At 45.6% G+C, this 17,904-nt stretch carries 13 protein-coding genes; 12 read left to right on the top strand and 1 reads right to left on the bottom strand.

What is annotated here, in order from left to right; all coding sequences use genetic code 11:
• Positions 1–11 precede the first annotated feature (11 nt).
• From ABUA34_RS03865 to ABUA34_RS03850, 4 genes are all read left to right on the top strand, one after another.
• The gene (locus tag ABUA34_RS03865) at positions 12–467 is read left to right on the top strand and encodes a threonine/serine exporter family protein (RefSeq protein ID WP_161172112.1); all 456 of its coding nucleotides are present in this window, start codon (positions 12–14) and stop codon (positions 465–467) included.
• 46 nt (positions 468–513) lie between these two features.
• Positions 514–792 carry a hypothetical protein gene (locus ABUA34_RS03860; RefSeq protein ID WP_015533590.1) on the top strand — a complete coding sequence of 93 codons (279 nt, stop codon included), beginning with the start codon at positions 514–516 and terminating at the stop codon, positions 790–792.
• 173 nt (positions 793–965) lie between these two features.
• Entirely contained in the window at positions 966–2,444 is a 1,479-nt protein-coding gene (locus tag ABUA34_RS03855; RefSeq protein WP_349822866.1) for a DUF6034 family protein, read from the top strand.
• A 70-nt stretch (positions 2,445–2,514) separates the two neighbouring features.
• Entirely contained in the window at positions 2,515–3,957 is a 1,443-nt protein-coding gene (locus ABUA34_RS03850; protein WP_055280429.1) for a DUF6034 family protein, read from the top strand.
• Positions 3,958–4,175: 218 nt separating this feature from the next.
• Here ABUA34_RS03850 and nrdD read toward each other — a convergent pair whose 3' ends face one another.
• Complete coding sequence (nrdD, locus tag ABUA34_RS03845; protein ID WP_022216859.1) at positions 4,176–6,371, bottom strand: anaerobic ribonucleoside-triphosphate reductase; 2,196 nt, start codon at positions 6,369–6,371, stop codon at positions 4,176–4,178.
• Positions 6,372–6,793: 422 nt separating this feature from the next.
• Between nrdD and ABUA34_RS03840 the strand changes: the two genes are divergently transcribed.
• From ABUA34_RS03840 to ABUA34_RS03805, 8 genes are all read left to right on the top strand, one after another.
• Entirely contained in the window at positions 6,794–7,669 is an 876-nt protein-coding gene (locus ABUA34_RS03840; RefSeq protein WP_015533595.1) for a phosphoribosylaminoimidazolesuccinocarboxamide synthase, read from the top strand.
• A 310-nt stretch (positions 7,670–7,979) separates the two neighbouring features.
• Entirely contained in the window at positions 7,980–9,971 is a 1,992-nt protein-coding gene (locus ABUA34_RS03835) for an NAD(+) synthase (RefSeq protein WP_055222933.1), read from the top strand.
• 251 nt (positions 9,972–10,222) lie between these two features.
• Positions 10,223–10,564: a phenylpyruvate tautomerase MIF-related protein gene (locus ABUA34_RS03830; RefSeq protein ID WP_015533597.1), complete on the top strand. Its 342-nt coding sequence runs from the start codon at positions 10,223–10,225 to the stop codon at positions 10,562–10,564.
• Entirely contained in the window at positions 10,564–11,076 is a 513-nt protein-coding gene (locus ABUA34_RS03825) for a phosphatase PAP2 family protein (protein ID WP_172676667.1), read from the top strand. Before ABUA34_RS03830 ends, ABUA34_RS03825 begins: the two co-directional genes overlap by 1 nt.
• A gap of 33 nt (positions 11,077–11,109) precedes the next feature.
• Positions 11,110–12,111 (top strand): helix-turn-helix transcriptional regulator, encoded by a 1,002-nt coding sequence (locus ABUA34_RS03820; protein ID WP_055147590.1) that lies wholly within the window; start codon positions 11,110–11,112, stop codon positions 12,109–12,111.
• Between the two features lie 117 nt (positions 12,112–12,228).
• Positions 12,229–13,749, top strand: a complete 1,521-nt coding sequence (locus ABUA34_RS03815; protein WP_015533600.1) for a hemoblobin-interacting domain-containing protein — start codon at positions 12,229–12,231, stop codon at positions 13,747–13,749.
• Between the two features lie 313 nt (positions 13,750–14,062).
• A complete protein-coding gene (locus tag ABUA34_RS03810) occupies positions 14,063–15,814 on the top strand; it encodes an ABC transporter ATP-binding protein (protein WP_055147584.1) in 1,752 nt (583 codons plus the stop codon).
• Between the two features lie 60 nt (positions 15,815–15,874).
• Positions 15,875–17,791 carry an ABC transporter ATP-binding protein gene (locus ABUA34_RS03805; RefSeq protein ID WP_349822874.1) on the top strand — a complete coding sequence of 639 codons (1,917 nt, stop codon included), beginning with the start codon at positions 15,875–15,877 and terminating at the stop codon, positions 17,789–17,791.
• Positions 17,792–17,904: the final 113 nt, after the last annotated feature.

Raw genomic sequence — 17,904 nt, 5'->3', positions numbered from 1 at the left:
AGGAATGGCAAATGGCGGTACAGATAATCACTGCGCTTCTGGGATCACTGGGATTTGCGCTTATGTTCAATCTTGGCAGGCGGAATGTGATACCGGCGGCGGTCAATGGAATGTGCACATGGATAGTATACATTCTGGTCAGAAATATCATAGATGACGTATTTATCCCATCTCTTGCGGCAAGCCTGTGGGCTGCCATATATGCTGAGATAGCGGCAAGGATCATGAAAGCACCGGCAAATCAGTATCTCATAGTCGGACTCATCCCGCTTCTGCCGGGGGCTCCGCTCTATTACACACTGAGCGCGGCATTTGATTCAGACTGGAAGGCCGCAAGCGCATATGGCAATTCCACAATGCTGTTCGTGCTTGGGATAGCGGTGGGAATAAGTGCAGTCTGTGGATGTGATGACATAATAAGGAGGCTTAAGAACAAAAAGGCGGAAAGCTTGAGTAAACACATATAAGGTGTTATGATACAGGTTAAGTGTTATATTAAGGAGATCGAGGGTTATGCTTGAGAAGTATGGAAAAAAGCTGTTTATATTGCTTGGATGTGATGTAGTATATTTTATATTGTGGGTTATACCGGCCATAAGGATACCTGCTTCATCTGCGATTTTTACCGGACTTGGGCTTATGACCATGACGGCACTCAGCTTTGTTGAGGTTGAGGATGATACATTTGACAGGGTGACAGGTGATGAGAAGTGGTTTAAGATAGCCTTTCTGGTGGGAGCGGCACTCACGCTTGTGGGAATCATACTCCTGCTGATGTTTTTCAAATTCTAAATATAATGTGGATTACAGATCCCTTCCGTATGATTAGGTACATCATACGGAAGGGATTTTTTCGTCTTAAGAATATCTTAAAGTTCCCGGCAATTGTTTCTTAATGTACACCCATTTTACAATACATTATGAGCAGAGACATTTCTGAAGTTTAATGTGAAGGGAGGCAGAAAATGTCAGGAAATTCGTGGCGGAAAACTGCGCTGGCCATGTCTGTACTTGCCGTATGTGGCATGTGTGGCTGTGAGAACAGGTCGAGCGGTGATGGGGACAGGACAGAATACATATATGGTGATTCCATTGAGGAGGATCATGGCGGAGGACCACTCGGTATAAGGCTTGGCGTTCCTGATAGCTGTGATCTAACATTTGATACCGGTCATTCAAAGCTTTCGGAGATAAGTCTTGTGGATGATGACATACAGGTTGCAAATGTGGACAGGGCGTATACTGTAAGCTTTGACAGGATGAGGATGGATACGTCGAGGATACAGGACATGGTGGAGAGTGTATTTGACAAAGACCAGGGAATATATTGCCGTGATGACGGCGACGAGAATATGACGAAGGAGGAGATACAGAAGGAGATAGACCTCATAGAGGTGTACAGGCAGCAGGCGCTGGAAGAAGGGCAGCAGGATGTTGCGGAGATATATGAGAGTGACATAGCAGAGACGAAGAATCGGATGAAGGAAGCCCCCGATTCGTATACGCCGGTCAGAGAATATACGACAAATAAGATATACATAGGCCAGCATGACGGTGAACAGTACAGCCTGTGGATATCCGGGGATGACACAGCAGATGCATCTGGTAGGGTAAGCATAGTATATGAGCCGGCGGGTGATCAGGAGCAGAAATATCTTGCAGATGTGGAAGATGCAGTGATGACGGAGACCGCCGGGGGAAACTATTTTGGCGGCGATATTGATGACCAGGAAAATAAATGTGGGATAGATGAAAATACAGCAGAGCATGAAGCTCAGGCATTTCTGGATAGGATGGGAATATCCGGAATGGCAAAATGCGGAAGTCAGGCTGTGGTGAGGTCGTGGCTGGACAGCGGATTTGAAATTATAAAAGCTGAAAAGAATGGGTACATGTTCGAATTTGGAATACAGATCGGCGGAGTGGATACTGCCTATATAGACCCGACAGGAGTGGATAACCTGAAGAATAAAAATGGTTACGTCATGTACGAGGGTGACAGGATATCCGTATGTGTGGATGACAGCGGAGTGTTTAATGTGAGAGCAACCTTAAGTACGGATACGGATTCATTTGTCAGGGAAAAGGTGGATCTCCTAAGCTGGGAAGATATGGAGAATAAGGCTGACGAGAGCATAGCGGAATATTATGAAAAATATCCTACCGCCTATTCAGAGGTGCGGTTTAACAATGTGGAATTTATGTATGTTCCCTGTATACAGGATGGAGAAAAGCTTGTGTACATACCGGCATGGGTACTGACCCAGTCTGAAAATAATGACATCTCAGAGGAGCATGGCGCATACGATAATATAGTGCAGCTTGTGTACATAAACGCAGTGGATGGAAGCTGTGTAGATATAATTGAGACTGCAAAATGTCTTGAGACATGGTACGGAACAGACCCGGAGACTGGGGCAGGAACAAAAACCATATCAAAATAAATGTGCTGATATGGTCAGATGAAATGTCTAATATATGAATATTTGCGAAATGACAAGGAGGAAGATAATCATGGGAAAGAGAGCGACAAGAATAGCGGCATGTGTGCTGGCAGGAGTGATGGCGATGCAGATGACAGGATGTGGAAATAAAAAGGTTGATTATACATTGGATGGAGAGTCGGGTTCGGCAAGTGGATACAGTGATGATGGCAGTAACGATGCGGGTGGCAGCCTTGCAAAGAGTCTGGGAATCCCGGAGAAGTGTGATGAGACATTTGATGTGGGCAATTCGGGCTTGTCAGAGATAAGCTGTTCCGGTTCGATAGATATTCCTGATACGGATTCCATGAAGAGGGTATATTACAGCACTATGAAGCTTGATGCTGCACAGATACAGAGCATTGTCGAGGGACTCCTGGACAAGTCCCAGGGCATATATATCCGCAAGGATGGAGTGCAGACCAAGGATGAGCTGAAGAGTATGATAGAGAGTACAGAGAAGTTTAAGAAGGAGGCTCAGGGGCAGGGGGATGATTCGTCGGATGCCTGGTATGATACCCAGATAGAGACATACAAGAAGCAGATGGCAGATGCACCGGATTCACTTCCTTTGCTGGAGAATTATGATGATCCGTATTCATCGTATACAGGCAAATATGGAGACAAGGAATATACGGTGAGTATATCACAGTATGGCGGTGAGGATGACAATACAGACGCAGGTGTGTATATATCATTTTACAAATCCGAGAGTGAGGAAAACAAGCTTTTGGATGGTGTGAGCGGCGCAACATACACCTATGTGACGGGTATCAGCAATGCCACAGACATAGATCTGACCAATGTCACAAATGAGAGCAAACTCACGGAGAACGATGCCATATCCCAAGCGATGAATTTCCTCTCAAAGATGGGGATAGACGGTATGGAGAGTACAAAGACAGAGCCGCTTGCCAGAATATGGTCGGATGACAATGGCGAGGTAAAGCAGACCAAGGTGAGTGGATACTCGGTAACGCTCAGCAGGTCTATATACGGAGCAAAGGAGAGAGAGGGCGAATTATATAACGTTGACAATCTCCAGACACAGAATGGCTATATGTTTGAGCCTGGTGACAGTGTAACATTAAATATTGATGATGATGGAGTTGTAGATATGTTTGCCCAGCTTTACACAGATCCTTCATCCCTGCAGGCGGAGGATGTGGAACTCATGAGCTGGAACGACATGATCGCAAAGGCAAATGAGGGCATTGCAACATATTATGAGAAATACCAGACCAGATATGGCAAGGTTCAGTTCAACAACGTGGCACTCAGATACATGGCGACAGCAGATGACGATGGAAAGCTCTGCTACATTCCTGCATGGATATTTACACAGAGCGAGGAGCTTCGGGGACAGGACACGGTAGGGGAGATATCCCAGATTATATGTATAAATGCAATTGACGGAAGCTGCATTGACATAGTGGATAATGCCAAGAAGATGAAGTTGTGGGAGACGTATTAAACGGACAAATCCAGGCGTAAAATCCGCAGATGTTATAAAGTTTGTTTCGGATCAGCCGGATTTTGCAGATGATGCCGCTTACATGAGGGTATGCTAGATATTGTAGTTATAAGAAAGTAATAAAAATACAGACAGTCAATTGTTTTTTGAGGTCACTTCATTCACAATTGTGCTGTCTGTATTTTTATTTGAAAGTATCAGTTTTAAGCTGACTAATTCTACAGGTGAAGGACTCTGTCCTTGATCTCCTGTGTACGTCCCTGATTCCAGAACTGGGTTCCGATATAACCGCAGGTACGTCTTGCAACGAAGAGAGTGTTCTGGTCGCGGTTGCCGCAGTTAGGGCACTCCCACACCAACTTGCCATAATCGTCTGTCACGATCTTGATCTCGCCGTCATAGCCACATTTCTCACAGTAGTCGCTCTTGGTGTTGAGCTCTGCATAGAGAATGTTGTCGTATATGAACTTCATGACTTCAAGGACTGCGTCTATGTTATTCTGGAGGTTTGGAACCTCAACATAGCTGATGGCGCCGCCCGGTGACAGCTTCTGGAATTCTGACTCAAACTTCAGTTTGCTGAAGGCGTCTATGTGCTCGGTTACATGTACGTGATAGCTGTTGGTTATGTAATTCTTGTCTGTTACGCCCGGGATGATGCCGAAACGCTTCTGCAGATTCTTGGCAAATTTATAAGTAGTGGACTCCATAGGTGTTCCGTATACGGAATAGCTGATATTCTCAGCAGCCTTCCACTCAGCACATTTGTCGTTGAGCTTCTGCATTACAGCGAGCGCAAATTTCTTGCCTTCCTCGGATGTATGTGTTTTGCCGATCATACGGACACACATTTCGCAGAGACCGGCATAGCCAAGGGAAATAGTTGAGTAGCCGCCGAAGAGCAGCTTGTCAATCTTCTCGCCTTTCTTAAGTCTTGCCAGCGCACCGTGCTGCCACAGTATAGGAGCGACATCTGATATGGTTCCGAGCAGTCTTTCATGTCTGCATCTGAGTGCCTTGTGACAAAGCTCAAGACGCTCGTCCAGGATCTTCCAGAATTTGTCCATGTCGCCGTATGATGAACATGCCACATCAACAAGATTGATGGTCACGACGCCCTGGTTAAAACGTCCGTAATATTTGCGGGATCCATCAGGATTCCTGATGCCGTCCTCCTTTGTAGGAAATGATCTGCAGCCCATGCATGGATATACGTCGCCGTCCTTCATCTCTCTCATGACTTTGGCGGAGATGTAGTCAGGAACCATACGTTTTGCGGTGCATTTGGCGGCAAGCTCGGTCAGATACCAGTATTTGGAATCTGTGGTGATGTTGTCCTCGTCCAGAACATATATGAGCTTAGGAAATGCCGGAGTGATCCAGATTCCCTTCTCGTTCTTAACTCCCTTGATCCTCTGATTCAGGACCTCCTCTATGATGAGCGCCAGGTCATCCCTTGTCTGTCCCTCAGGAACCTCATCCAGGTACATGAACATGGTGACAAATGGTGCCTGTCCGTTACATGTCATCAGGGTGATGAGCTGGTACTGTATAGTCTGTATTCCACTTTTGACCTCGTTCAGAAGTCTCTTCTCTGTTATCTTGTCGATAATGGCATCATCAAGGGATTCGCCACAGTCCTTGCGCTCCTCGATGACCTGTGCACGGAGCTTCTTCCTGCTCACATCCACAAATGGTGCCAGATGGGACAGGGTAAATGTCTGTCCGCCGTACTGGTTGCTGGCAACCTGTGCCACGATCTGCGTGGTGACGTTGCATGCCGTGAAGAAGCTGTGCGGCTTCTCGATCATGGTCTCACTTATCACTGTTCCGTTCTGCAACATATCCTCAAGGTTGATGAGGTCACAGTTGTGCTCCTTCTGAGCGTAGTAGTCAGAATCATGGAAATGTATGATTCCGGCCTCATGTGCCTCAACTATATCCTCAGGCAGAAGCATTCTCTTGGTCAGATCTTTGGATACCTCACCGGCCATGTAGTCACGCTGTGTCGAGTTGATCACCGGATTCTTGTTGGAGTTTTCCTGATTGACTTCCTCGTTCATATGGTCTATGAGCGCAAGGATTCCGTTGTCCGTGGTGTTGGACTTACGTGCGAGCTCTCTCTTGTAACGGTAACGCACATATTTCTGTGCAACCTCATATCCTCTCATCTCCATGATACCGGTCTCGACCATATCCTGAATGTCCTCCACGTGAACTGCGTGGGACATTGATTCTATCTGTTTCTCCAGGTTGTCCGCGATGGCGTGAACCTGATATTCGTTGAGCTGGTGGAGTTTGTCAACCTCATTGTTGGCAGCTTTGATGGCATTCTCGATCTTTGACAGGTCAAATGTCACCTCTTCTCCATTCCTTTTGATTACGTGTACGTGTGTTTTAGCTTCCTCTGACACAGCAATAGCCTCCCTCTTCCAATTCAATGGTAAATTTAATCGTAATATTCCAATCATTCAAGTTAACTGAAATCAGGCCAATCAGGTCTGGTTCGACGTAATATAGTAGATGCGGCTGCCTGTGCCGCATGGAATTATTTATAAAGAAAAAATATGTAAACACAATATATTTGGTGGAGATAATGTGAAACACCCACTAGATATTGTGCTCTGTTATTATAGCCATCACAAATAACATTGTAAAGATGAAAAATGTGCTTTTACACAATAAAAATCCCGTGAGGCGCATAAACCTTGACAAATTTTGAGAAAAAATTTTTGAGGGCTTCCAAAGCCTTGACAAGCAACCATAAAAAGTGATACACACTTATATGGATACAATTTCTAACAGGTATTAATACAAATATCAAGGAGATAAAAAAATGCAGGAATTAAAGCCAATCAAAGAAGGTAAGGTACGTGAGATTTATGACAATGGAGACAGCCTGATCATGGTAGCTACAGACCGTATAAGCTGCTTCGATGTCATCCTCGACAATGTAATTTCCAAGAAGGGAACAGTTCTGACACAGATGTCAAAGTTCTGGTTTGACATGACACAGGACATTCTTCCTAACCACATGATCTCAGTTGATGTAAAGGATATGCCTGAGTTCTTCCAGCAGGAGAAGTTCGACGGCAACAGCATGATGTGCAGAAAGCTTGAGATGCTTCCAATCGAGTGTATCGTTCGTGGATACATCACAGGAAGCGGTTGGGCAAGCTACAAGGAGAATGGCACAGTATGTGGAATCAAGCTCCCAGAGGGATTAAAGGAGTCTGATAAGCTTCCTGAGCCTATCTACACACCATCAACAAAGGCCGAGATTGGCGATCACGATGAGAATATATCATATGAGCAGAGCATTGCTCACCTTGAGAAGTACTTCCCTGGCAAGGGCGAGGAGTACGCTTCAAAGCTCAAGGAGTACACCATCACACTTTACAAGAAGTGTGCAGAGTACGCACTTACAAGAGGAATCATCATTGCAGATACAAAGTTTGAGTTTGGTCTCGATGAGAATGGCAATATCGTTCTCGGCGATGAGATGCTTACACCTGACAGCTCAAGATTCTGGCCAGCAGATGTATATGAGCCAGGTCATGGCCAGCCATCATTTGACAAGCAGTTCGCACGTGACTGGCTGAAGGCTAATCCTGACAAGGGCTGGAAGCTTCCTGATGATGTCGCACAGAAGACCATCGACATCTACCTTGAGGGCTATGAGAAGCTCACAGGCAAGCCACTTGGAAAGTAATCAGTACATTATAATATATAGATGCAGTGTTGAGTGATGGCGGATAAACCGTATGTCACTGGATGTCTGCATGGCAGAAAAAAGACTCCCGGCGCAATGATATGTCCGGGAGCCTTTTTTTAAAGCATTTTCGCCAAAAGATAAAAAACACAAAGTTATCTGACACCCGGCGGACAAGCCCTGAACTGGGAAATGACCGAAAATAGAGACTCATCAAGTTGTGAACTTCGTTGAAATAAATGGCGCCGGGTGGTAAAGTGTAAATGTTATGAAAAGGCAAAATCAAATGAGATTTTACAAGGAGGTAACAATGAAGAATATGCTGCGTGTGGCAGCCGTTACGCCGAAGGTTCACATCGGAAGTGTCAGCGGAAATGTCAGAGAGATAATGGACATATATGAAGAGTATAAGGATGCTGCGGATGTCATAGTGACGCCGGAGCTGTCTATCACGGGATATACCTGTGCGGATCTGTTTGAGAACAGAAAGCTCATAGATGGTGCGAGAAGAGGACTTCTTCAGCTTGCCATGGCTACATGTACTGGTCAGTCGGCACTGGTGGTCGGTCTGCCATTTGAGGTGGACGGAGAGCTGTTCAACTGTGCGGCGTTCCTGCAGGGCGGAAGAGTCGTGGCCATCGTGCCGAAGACTTACCTTCCAAACTACGGTGAGTTCTACGAGAAGAGATGGTTCTCAGCCAGAAAGTATGATGCGGTGATGGTCAATCTCATGGACCCGGAAGATGATGGAGATGAGCTTGAATACAATGCCGGTTCAAAGAAAGCCGGGGACAGGGCTGTTGGCAGTGAAGTGCTGTTTGGCAACAATGTGATGATAGAGATGGGCAGCGGAGACCAGAGAGTCAAGCTTGGCATAGAGATATGTGAGGATGCCTGGACTCCGGTTTCGCCGGGAAGACTTCTTGCCATGGCGGGAGCAGAGGTGATACTCAACCTTTCCGCGTCAAATGAGGTCATCGGAAAGGCTGCATACAGGCACAAGCTGATAGGAAGTGTGTCGTCGGACTGCCTGTGCGGATATGTGTATGTGTCGGCTGGAATGTACGAGTCCACATCGGATCTGGTATTTTCAGGACACAATCTGATGTACGAGAACGGCAAACTCCTCGGCGAGGTAAAGCCATTTGAGGATGGAGTGCTGATAAGGGATATAAGTCTCACCAAGATCAGACACGACAGGATAGCCAACAAGTCATTTGCCGACTGCAAGCGTGATTTCGCATTCAGAAAGTATGAGACGGTGGTGTGTGATACCCCACTCATGGACAAAGGAAATGTGCTCATGAAGGTGAAGATGACACCATTTGTCCCATCGGGAAATAAGCTTGAGAGGTGCATGGCGATATTCAAGATGCAGGTTGCCGGACTTCAGAGAAGGATAGAGGCGACCCACTGTAAATGTGTGGTCGTGGGAGTGTCAGGTGGACTTGATTCCACACTGGCTTTGCTGGTTTCAGCACAGGCGGTGAAGAATGCGGGACTTCCACCCACAACTGTCGTGGGAATCACCATGCCGGGATTTGGAACGACAAACAGGACGAAGAACAACTCCACGGAACTCATGAGACTGCTCGGTTGTGACAGCAGAGAGATAAGCATAGCTGCATCGGTGAGACAGCATTTTGCCGATATTGGACAGGACGAGAGCGTGCATGACGTCACTTATGAGAACTGTCAGGCGAGGGAGAGAACACAGATACTCATGGATGTCGCCAACAAGAAGGGCGGATTCGTGGTTGGAACCGGAGATCTCTCGGAGCTGGCACTTGGCTGGTGCACCTACAACGGCGACCATATGAGCATGTATGCGGTGAATACAAGTATACCAAAGACGCTGGTGCGCTCACTTGTGAACGAAGTCGGACACTTCATGGAGGTTGATGGATTTGTGGGTATCGCGCCGATCATAGACGATATCATAGACACACCGGTCAGCCCGGAGCTGCTTCCACCGAACCCGGACGGAACCATCGCGCAGAAGACGGAGGACACCGTGGGATCATACATCCTGCACGATTTCTTCTTATATTATACACTGCGATATGGAATGTCACCTGAGGAGGTAAATGAGCTGTGCAAGGAGGCTGTAAGACAGAGTGACGAGTACAATTTCTCAGACAGCGAGATCGACAAATGGCAGAAGGTATTCTACACGAGATTCTTCCGCCAGCAGTTCAAGAGGAACTGTATGCCGGACGGTGTGAAGGTTGGAACCGTGTCGGTCAGCCCGAGAGGAGATCTGAGACTGCCATCTGAGATAGAATTTGAGGATTTTTTGTAGACATTTGCCTGGGATAGTTATTAACGTGGCAGAATCATAATAGCATACCAATCAGGGGTCGCTCCCGCTTAACTCAGCCTGCAACGGTACTAAGGTGCCGCCTGTTGCGCCACCTAAGGACCGGCGGCATCGTATTCCCCTGATTTGGTAGTGCTATTATGATTCTGCCACAATATAGCATACAAAGACAAATGTCTACAAAAGTCGTGTATATATTTTATATGAATAATATAATTTAGGAGGACAAAGAAATGCCATTTATAGATTCAAAGGTTACAGTGAAGATGAGCGATGACCAGAAGGAGACTCTTAAGAGCAGTCTCGGTCAGGCGATAACAACGATGAACAAGACGGAGAGCTACCTTATGGTCGGCATCAACGATGGATACGACCTGTTCATGGGCGGAAAGAAACTTGATAAGGGTGCATATGTGGAAGTCAGCGTATTCGGTGATGTGACTCCAAAAGCGTGTGATGCCATGACAGGAAAAATCTGCGATATATTTGCGGATGTGCTTGGAATCCCGGGAAATGCGGTGTACGTGACTTACCACGGCGTACATGACTGGGGCTGGAACGGCGGTAACTTCTGATGTGGGAAATAGAGATACTTGACGCTCTCCAGAATATACATACTCCATGGCTTGACAAGATCATGGTGGCGATCACATCACTTGGAAATGCGGGAATCCTGTGGATAGTAATGGCGGCGGTGCTGCTGATCATTCCAAAGACGAGGAAGGCAGGGCTGTGCATGGCCATCGCACTTATCCTTGATCTTCTCATAACCAACTGCTTGTTAAAGAATCTGGTTGCCAGAACAAGACCGTATGATGTGGCGGATTTTACAGATCTGATAGTGAAGAAACCAAAGGATTACTCCTTCCCATCGGGACACACGGCGGCATCATTTGCGGCTGTCACGGCGTTGTTCATGAGCAGGAAGAAACTGCTGGGCGCAATATCCTGTGTGATAGCGATCCTCATAGCGTTCTCAAGAATGTATCTGTATGTGCATTTCCCGACAGATATCATTGGCGGAATAGTGGTAGGCGTGGCGGCTGGAGTGGCAGCAGGATTTATACTTAGAGCGATTGATAAATGATTTGGCGGATCGTTGGTTTGGAGGGATACGATTATGAGTGAATATACCATACTGCCGTTGATCAATGCAGCATTTCAGCCGGGTGAAGCGAAAAAGATGGTAGACAGTTTTGAAGACAGGGATTTTCAGGAGATAGCACGTGCTGAATACTATTATTTTACCGGGCAGGCGGAGGAGTGCAATCATATAGCAGAACGTTATCTGATGAGCCATAATATAAAATTGAAGATGTCATCCTGCCTGTTATATGTATATTCTAATCTGACACTTGGCAGAGAAGCTGCATCAAGAAAAGGACTGAGGGAGATTCAGGAATGTCTTGAAAAAGAGACGAAAAATCCTTCATCCGCTGAGGACAGGGCTGTCAGTGTATTTGCGGGATATATGTCCTCTGTGCTTTTGCATCTTTCGGTGGATGAACTTCCGGATGTGGAGCTTTATGCAGTAACATTGCCGCCTGGAATTAAGCTGTTTTCTGCCTATGTAATAGCTCACATGGCATATTTAAAAGGCGAGTATGGCAGAGCACTTGGAATTTGCGAGGCAGCATTGATGTTCAGGGATGATATATATCCTATTAGTATGATCTATCTGTATTGTATGATTGCAATGTGTCAGATGAATCTGAAAAATCAGCAGAAAGCAAAAGATGCATTGATGCTGGCGTGGAACGTGGCGAAAGAAGACGAATTTCTGGAACCTTTCGTTGAACATCATGGTTTGCTGCAGGGACTTCTGGAGTCATGTATCCGCAAGGAGGATTCAAAACTATATAACAAATTATCTGATAAAGTCATTGCCTTTAGCAGGGGATGGATGTCAATCCACAATCCTATGTCAGGAAATTCAGTGACGGATGCATTATCCACAGTGGAATTCTCGATTGCAATGCTGGCAAGCCGAGATTGGAATAATCAGGAAATTGCAGATTATCTGGGATTTTCACCCAATACGGTTAAAACTTATCTGAGCAGGATTTATGAAAAAATGAATATAAATAAGAGGGATGAGCTGAAAAATTATATGCTGAAATAGGAAAATATACATTTTCGTATCGAAACGGAGATTACATGGAAGAAGTCAAAATGATAAAATCTTTATATACAGAAATCACTAACCAAACTCAGATTTATTTTTAAGGGAGGGAACTATATGAAGAGAAGAATTTTGACCACCCTGCTCACTATGTGCATGGTGCTGATGCTGCTGCGGATACCGGCATATGCGGGCAAAGCCTATTGCGACATCTGTGGTAAATGGGTAAGAACAACCGAAACTTATGAATACAAAGACGCTGGATATCATTGGCATCACGTTTATTGCACAGAATGTGGCACTAATATCACCAATCCACGTTCTGCGCATGTGTGGAGCGGAACGGCAACCTGCACAAGCGGACAGACTTGCACGATCTGCGGAGGAACATCCACCCCTCTCGGACATGATTGGAACTCAAACTGGATTTCGGATGAAAACAATCATTGGCATGAGTGTAATGTCTGCGCAGAAAAGGGCGATGTTGGAATACATATTTGGGATAATGGCACTATAACTATTTCTCCAACCTGCACAACAGAGGGGGAGAGAAAGTATACTTGCATTGGATGCGGCAGAATAAAAACAGAGACGATCCAAGCTACGGGTCACGACCTCGTACATCACGATGCACAGGCGGCGACTTGTACCGCAAACGGTTGGGAAACTTACGATACCTGCAGTAACTGTGATTACACCACCTATACGGAGATTCCGGCAGTAGGTCATAGTTATGGAGATGTAACATACACATGGAGCACAGACAATCAACACTGTACAGCAGAAAGAAAATGTACAGCATGTGATGGCGTAGAAAGTGAGACAGCAGATACAACAGCAACAGTAATACAGGAAAAGAACTGCGTATTGCCAGAATTAACTACATACAGTGTGACATTTGAAAATTCTGCTTTTGAATCTCAAACAAAGGAAAATGTACGGACAGCAGAAAACGCCGGTCACGATATGGAAAAAGTAGAAAAGCAAGCTGCTACTGCTGCAAAAGAAGGAAACAGCACATATTGGTTCTGTGATAAATGTAATAAGTATTTTAGTGATGAAGAAGCAGAAAATGAAATTAAAAAGGAAGACACAGTGCTTGCGAAACTTGCCCCTGTTATTATCAAGGGAGACGGAGCGACAGTAACAGCAGGTGCGAAGAATGCACTATCATTCACATCTGATGCTGCATACAGGGATTTTATTCGTGTTGAGGTTGACGGAAAGACCATAGATGAGAGTAATTATACGGTGGAATCTGGAAGTATAATCGTAACATTGAAAGAGGATTATGTTGCCGGTTTTTCGGAGGGTGAGCATACACTTGGCATTGTCTCTGAGAGCGGAACAGCGACAGCTCATTTTACAGTAAACGAGAAGACAACGGGGACACAGGAGCCTTCGGAAGACACAACCGGTACAACACAGGAGCCTTCGGAAGACACAACCAGTACAACACAGGAGCCTTCGGAAGGTACAACCAATAAAACACAGGAGACAAGTACAACGGATAAAACAACACAATCATCTCCAAAAACTGGTGACAGTACAGACTTGCAGTTGTATGTGATTCTTATGTTTGTTTCAATAGTGGGGGTTGCAGGAATTTGTGTTAAGAAAAGGTTCAAGACCCATTGATGGCTTTGAATGAAATGGCTGTTAGAGCGGAAATTACATATTAGATCTCTATAAAATGAGGCATATGGACTAAAAAGATGTTCATATGCCTTATTTTAATATGTCTTTAAATACTTTAAATACACAGAAATTTCACAAACAAAACGCCTCTGTATACTATTGACATTAAAAAATAGAAGTATTAATATTTATGCAACTTGCGTCAAATCACACATAGCTGACGATCAGATATCGCATATCATAAATCAAATTCCTGATTTTGTGCATCTGAGGATTCTGTCAGCATTTCAAACTGAAACAAGGAGGAAATAGAATGATCAAAACATTGCTTGGTCAGGTGGGCGAGTACAAGAAGGACTCAATACTCACACCTGTATTTACGGCGGCAGAGGTCTTCATGGAGATCCTCATTCCATTTGTGACCGCCAAGATAATCGATGAGGGAATCAACGGACAGGACATGAGCAAGGTGTATATGTATGGCGGACTCATGCTTGTACTGGCTTTCCTAAGCCTTTTCTTTGGAGTGATGGCGGGCAAATTCGCTGCCAGCGCATCAACAGGATTCGCGTGTAACCTGAGGGAGGGCATGTACAGGAATGTTCAGGAGTTCTCATTTACCAACATTGACAAATTCAGCACCGCCAGTCTTATAACACGTATGACGACGGATGTGACAAATGTACAGAACGCGTACCAGATGCTCATACGAATCGCAGTCCGTGCGCCACTCATGCTCATTTGCAGTATGATAATGTGCTTTACAATCAACGTGGAGCTGTCACTTGTATTTGTGGCAGCACTTGTGGTTCTTGCATTTGGATTGTTCTTCATCATATTCAAGGTAACACCTATATTTGACGAGGTATTCAGGAACTATGACAACCTGAATGCCAGTGTTCAGGAAAATGTATCAGCGATAAGAGTTGTAAAGGCATTTGTCAGGGAAGAATATGAGGATAAGAAGTTTGGGAAGGCAGCAGAGGTTCTTGCGGAACTGTCCATAAAGGCTGAGAGTCTGCTAGCTTTCAACAATCCTATCATGATGTTTGTCATCTTTACATGTATGATGCTCCTGTCGTGGATCGGAGCACACTTCATAGTCAGTGGTAGCATGACAACTGGAAATCTTACATCACTTTTCAGCTATGTCATGAGCATGATGATGTCGCTGATGATGCTGTCCATGGTATTTGTCATGATCTCCATGAGTATGGCAAGTATGAGACGAATATCTGAGGTCCTTGAGGATACACCTACCATGACCAATCCTGATGAGCCGATCATGGAGGTCCCTGATGGAAGAATAGATTTTAACCATGTTGATTTTGTATATAAGGCAGGAAGTGCAGAGGACACGCTGAAGGATATTGACATTCACATAAAATCAGGTGAGACGGTCGGTGTGATAGGTGGAACCGGCTGCGGTAAGTCGACATTTGTTAATCTGATAAGCAGACTTTACGATGTGAAACCGGACGGTGGTTCGGTCTGTGTCGGAGGACATGACGTGCGTGATTACGATATGGAGGTCATCCGAAATGAAGTGGCGGTTGTGCTCCAGAAGAATGTGCTGTTTTCGGGTACGATACTTGATAATCTGAGATGGGGCAAGGCGGATGCCACGGAGAATGAGTGCCGTGAGGTGTGCGAGCTTGCCTGTGCGGATGAGTTCATAGACAGGATGCCGGATGGATATAACACCTGGATAGAGCAGGGCGGAAGCAACGTGTCTGGTGGTCAGAAGCAGAGACTCTGTATTGCCAGAGCGCTGCTCAAGAGCCCGAAGGTACTCATTCTCGATGATTCCACAAGCGCAGTTGACACCGCTACGGATGCGAAGATCAGGCAGGCATTTGCAACCAAGATACCGAACACCACCAAGATCATCATATCCCAGAGAATATCAAGTGTGCAGGATGCTGACAGGATCATAGTTCTGGATAACGGAATGGTCAGCGGCTTCGACACACATGAGAATCTGTTAAAGAACAACACGATATATAAGGAGATCTACGACGTACAGATGTCTGGCGGCGGTGATTTCGATGAGAAGATGAATTAATTATGAAGGAAAGGAGGCAGTGTAATGACAGGAAATACAGAGAAATACAGTGAAAATAAGATGGATGATAAAGTGGATGCAGGGCTGAAGAGACCTGGAAAGGATCAGGGCAAAAATCCCATGAAGGCACTTGGAAGGCTGATCAGATATATTCTTAAGGAATACAAGCTGGCATGTATTACGGTTGTGGTCAGCATACTTATATCGGCGCTTGCGATACTGAGTATATCGATGTTCATGCAGAAACTTATCGATGTATATATTGAACCGATGATGAAACAGAGCTCACCTGATTATGGTCCCCTGGCCCACAGGATGCTGGGGCTTGGACTTATACTTGTGCTGGGAATCATCTGCGCATACGCATACAACAGGATCATGGTAAATGTGACTCAGGGAACCATGAAGAGACTCAGAGTTGAACTTTTTGAACGTATGGAATCCCTTCCGATATCTTTCTTTGACACACATGCACACGGAGATATCATGTCGGTGTACACCAATGATGTTGACACACTCCGTCAGGTCATAAGCCAGAGTATGCCGCAGCTTATCAACTCAAGCATCACATTTATCTCAACACTCATTGCTATGATAGTCCTTGATATACCGCTCACGGTTCTGTCGGTCGTCATGGTGCTTATCATGATAAAGGCGACGTCGAGCTTGGGCGCGAAGTCGGGAAGATACTTCATGAAGCAGCAGCAGGATCTTGGTAAGGTAAATGGCTATATAGAGGAAATGATGAGCGGCCAGAAGGTTGTCAAGGTGTTCTGCCACGAAGAAAAGGCATATGACGATTTCTGCAAATTGAATAGATCTCTTCAGGACAGCGCCTACAAGGCAAATATGATAGCCAACATTACCATGCCGGTGAATGCGAACCTTGGAAACATAAGCTATGTTCTCTGCGCTGTACTTGGAGGTGTACTTGCAGTAAATGGATGGTCAGGTCTTACCATAGGAACGCTTGTGGCATTCCTGACGCTTAACAAGAGTTTTACGATGCCGGTTACACAGATAAGCCAGCAGATCAACGCCATAGTCATGGCTGCAGCTGGAGCCGACAGGGTATTTACCATGACGGATGAGAAGCCAGAGGAGGACGAGGGCTATGTTGAGCTGGTAAATGCAAAGAAGGATGCAGATGGCAATCTCACGGAGACCGAGGAGAGAACCGGACTCTGGGCATGGAGACATAGGCATGAGACTGGCGAGGTCACATACAGGGAGCTCACAGGCGAGGTTGAATTTGAGAATGTGGACTTCGGTTACAATCCGGATAAGATAGTTCTGCACGACATAAATATGTATGCAAAGCCTGGTCAGAAGATAGCATTTGTCGGAAGTACAGGTGCGGGCAAGACGACCATAACCAATCTGATAAACAGGTTTTATGATATACAGGACGGCAAGATAAGGTACGACAATATCAACATAGGCAAGATCAGGAAGCCGGATCTCAGACGAAGTCTTGGTATAGTTCTTCAGGATACACATCTGTTCACAGGAACAGTCATGGATAACATAAGATACGGCAAGCTGGATGCCACGGATGAGGAGTGTATCAAGGCTGCAAAGCTTGCAAATGCCCACGACTTCATAAAGCGTCTCCCGGACGGTTATAACACAATCCTTACTGGCGATGGTTCAAACCTCAGTCAAGGACAGAGACAGCTTCTTGCGATTGCAAGGGCAGCGGTTGCGGATCCACCGGCATTGATCCTTGATGAGGCTACATCATCCATCGATACGAGAACTGAGGCCATGGTATCAAGGGGAATGGATGCCCTCATGGAGGGAAGAACGTCATTTGTCATAGCGCACAGACTTTCCACGGTCAAGGACGCAGACTGCATCATGGTCATGGAGCAGGGACGTATCATAGAGAGAGGCACCCACGACCAGCTCATAGATACGAAGGGCAGATATTATCAGCTGTACACTGGCAAGAAGGCCGTGGCTGGGCAGGCGTAAGCCGAATTGTTTACAAAAAACAGAAAATTACTTGCAATTTAAAAATATTTGTGCTACCATAGGGGCAATTAATGGTAGTCGCAGTTAAGCTCAACGAGATGAAAGTTTCGTTG

The sequence above is a fragment of the Coprococcus sp. RTP21428st1_C9_RTP21428_210409 genome, from assembly GCF_040227395.1.
Classification (GTDB): Bacteria; Bacillota; Clostridia; order Lachnospirales; family Lachnospiraceae; genus Coprococcus; species Coprococcus aceti.
The sequence above is the reverse complement of the archived record's forward strand: the minus strand, read 5'-3'. Positions and strand labels throughout refer to the sequence as shown.